The 3,281-nt window shown below is 55.9% G+C and carries 2 protein-coding genes; both read left to right on the top strand.

From position 1 onward, the window contains the following. Positions 1-353: 353 nt before the first annotated feature. On the top strand, positions 354-1,307 hold the full coding sequence (locus ABZT03_RS43490; RefSeq protein WP_356049753.1) for a serine hydrolase: 954 nt from the start codon (positions 354-356) through the stop codon (positions 1,305-1,307). 1,393 nt (positions 1,308-2,700) lie between these two features. After that, complete coding sequence (locus tag ABZT03_RS43485) at positions 2,701-3,156, top strand: hotdog fold thioesterase (protein WP_356049751.1); 456 nt, start codon at positions 2,701-2,703, stop codon at positions 3,154-3,156. Positions 3,157-3,281: the final 125 nt, after the last annotated feature.

Here is a 3,281-nt window from a genome sequence, read left to right as displayed (position 1 = left end):
CAGCGACACGCGACGGCCCCATCCCCAACCATCAGGGACAAAAGGGGCGAACCGACCAACCGGTCAGCAGCTCACAACCCCTGACGAATCGAGGTTAACACCCTCTGAGGGCCGTCCGGGTCACGAGCCTCGTCCAAGCTGTCCTCACACACACCGCCCTATTGAGCAGTGGCTGGCTACGGCCTCGGCAGTTGAGTGACAATTACTCAAACCCGTAAGGTTAAATGGCCGTTTTACTTCGTGAAACCGTTCCGGTGATGTGGCGCTCGGAATCATCCCAGCGAGCCGCTTTGCCTTCATCATTGATTCTTCTGACATAAATCATGATAAGCGCCATATAGGGAGAGCTTACGTTGCTAATTGGTATCCATCGTGATCGTTTCCGTCAAGCCGTAGCCGTCACTGCTGCAAGCGGTGTATTGCTAGCGGGCGGAGCCTTGGCTGCGCCCGCCTTGGCTGCGCCCGCCCTAGCTGCGCCCGCTCCCTCGGTCAGCGCCCAAGGCGCGTTGATGCTCGACAACGCTACAGGTGTGACGCTCTACAGCAAGGACGCCAACACTAGGCGGCCTATGGCCAGCACCACCAAGATCATGACGGCTCGCGTTGTGCTAAGCGCTCCCGACCTAAACCTCGACCGTAAGGTCACCATCAAGCAGGCATACCGGGACTATGTGACCAGCCAGGGAGCAAGTACTGCGGACTTGAAGACCGGTGATAAGGTCAGCGTCCGCCAACTACTACTCGCAATGATGCTGCCATCTGGTTGCGACGCTGCGATGGCTCTCGCAGACACATTCGGCACTGGTACGACGCTCTCGGCGCGCATTAAATCTTTCGTCGACAAGATGAATACCAAGGCTAAGACTCTTGGTCTGGCGAGTACTCACTTCGACTCTTTTGACGGTAACTCAACGCAAAATACGAACTTCACGACGCCGCTCGACCTCGCTAAACTGACACACAGCGCGATGAAGTACGCAACGTTCACGGGAATAGTTAAGAAGCAGGAGACTATCCAGTCCGCTACGACGAGTACGAATGGCACCCGTACGTACACCTGGTACAACACCAATAAGCTTTTGGGTTCATACAGTGGCGTGACCGGCGTGAAAACCGGCACTAACACTCCCGCCGGTCCCTGTCTCGTCTTCTCAGCAATCCGGAATGGTAAGACCATTGTTGGAGTGCTCCTCAATGACCAAAACCGCTTCGAGGACGCCGCCAGGCTGATGGACTATACCTTCGGGATTAGCTCAGTCAGCACCCTGAAGTTGCGCACCCTACCGTCTGGCGCACAACACGACTGAGTCGCGCATACGGATGCCTTACCGCGCCCACCCGCAGCCACAAGCAATCAGCGAATCTGGTACGGAAATAATCCGCTTGGTTTAAATAGGCATATTTTTTTATCGTACACCGCGAGAGGTCAGTTATGTAAAACAAGGCACTAGATATTTTCGTTACCTTTCCCCGATCATTCCGGAATGCAAAAAAATGAAGTCGCAAGTAATGACGCCGAAGCTAACTTTTGTGATCGCTGCTATAGGTGGTCTAAGTGTTGTCATGGGAATGGTTCTTGCCATAGTCATTTGCTTGACTGTCACAAAGTCCTTCGGTCACTTTATCTGCCGACTAGACGCCCTGCGTGACCAGCGTTCTGCTCTCACTGACCTAGACATCTGTCACGCCATTGCAGCCGCCAGCAACGAACGGAACGACAGGGCATGATGCACGACAGTGAGCAGCTTCCCGGATCGATGTTGAGGCGATTTGCGGATCGTGAACAGTTCAAACACCGTTACGCCATCCTTTATTGCTAGGACGAGGAGTGGCGGAGGTGGGATGCCGACTGTGTCCCCGTCGACCAGAACCGGCGCAGTTGCAGTCTCCGAGCGTATAAGTGATTTGCAGAATACTAGGCAGACTCCATAATCAGAGCCTTGGACTGGTGGGCGACAGTGCTGTTTTGTCGCAGGGTCCGTACGTCACCGGACGGTCTCCGCTAAGGATCGTGGACGATCACTTCTTAGGCTGGCTCCTTTTTCAGTGCCACGTAGCCAGATTACCCTCGACTGCGCCTTTCTCATCGTAGCAGCGGTGGATCCGGGCCCCACACCATGTCACCACCAAGCACTTCTATCGCATAGTGCAGCGCGCACCCTATATCTCGACTCATCAGCCATCATGCTTCGGCAGGCGCAGCGACTGCCGTTGGTGCAGTGCGGCCCGTATAGCGCAGGAAAGTTCGCCGTACGGATCGCCGCTACGCCATTACGCAAGATTTTGTCTAGTGCCTGACCGGAAAGGTTTGCCGGGAAGCTCGCGGCGTCCGGTGCGGTGCATCGCAAGGCGGAGCATCGCCCGCGTACTGGATGTACTTGGGTGATGCGACAACGCCGCGTGGGGGCACCCCGGCCGAAGGCTGGGGGAGTGCCGTGCCGGGCGTCGCGAGCCGGTGAACCTTTCCGGTCACGGCACTAGCGAGGAACACCCGCACCTAGCGTCGTCCATCCTCATGCCATATCTGACCTTGCCTCAAGGAACTCCGGGAAGCTGCGACTGCGCCGAGGCGCCTTGTCTGTGCTATGGGGGTCAGCGCCTCCTGCCCCGACTCATCTAATTCAACACCTCATGCAAGAATATTCCTTATCACCAGACAAAATATGCAACTGCCGCTAATGCAATTAGGAGTTTCGAATCATGATGGAGCGACAAATCCCCGCACTCGCCAACATGCCCACAGAGCTAATCAACCGTTTTGCTGCGAGACTACTGCCCGCGGACGTCAGAAGCGGGCAATTCGTGGACCGAATAGGTATCACTTTCACGGAACTTTCTATCCAGAGGATTGTGGGTGAAATGCCCGTAGAGGGTAACAGAACGCCGCATGGTCGACTCCACGGAGGTGCCTCCGTTACCCTGGCCGAAAGTCTAGGAACGATCGGTTGCCACTTGCATGCTGGACTTGGGCGAACGGCAGTTGGTGTAGACATAAACGCCACGCACCATCGCGCAGCGACGTCTGGGATTGTTACCGGTATAGCTACACCGCTCCATCTCGGTCGAAGCCTCGCAAGTTATCAAGTCACCATAGTTGACGAAGAGCAGCGAAAACTTTGCACTTCGCGTATCACCTGCATGATCCAAAGCGCATAGAGCCTTTTCTATTGCAGTGCACTGATTGCAGGAGCCTTTTCCATGTGTACGGCTGGCGGGTGAGGTGGCGGGGCGGTGTTGACGGTGGCGTGACGAACGGGGCATCCCGCTGGTTTGGAGAGTCG

The organism is Streptomyces sp. NPDC005574, assembly GCF_040605435.1.
In the GTDB taxonomy this organism is placed as follows: domain Bacteria; phylum Actinomycetota; class Actinomycetes; order Streptomycetales; family Streptomycetaceae; genus Streptomyces.
This window is presented reverse-complemented; position numbering and strand designations above follow the sequence as displayed.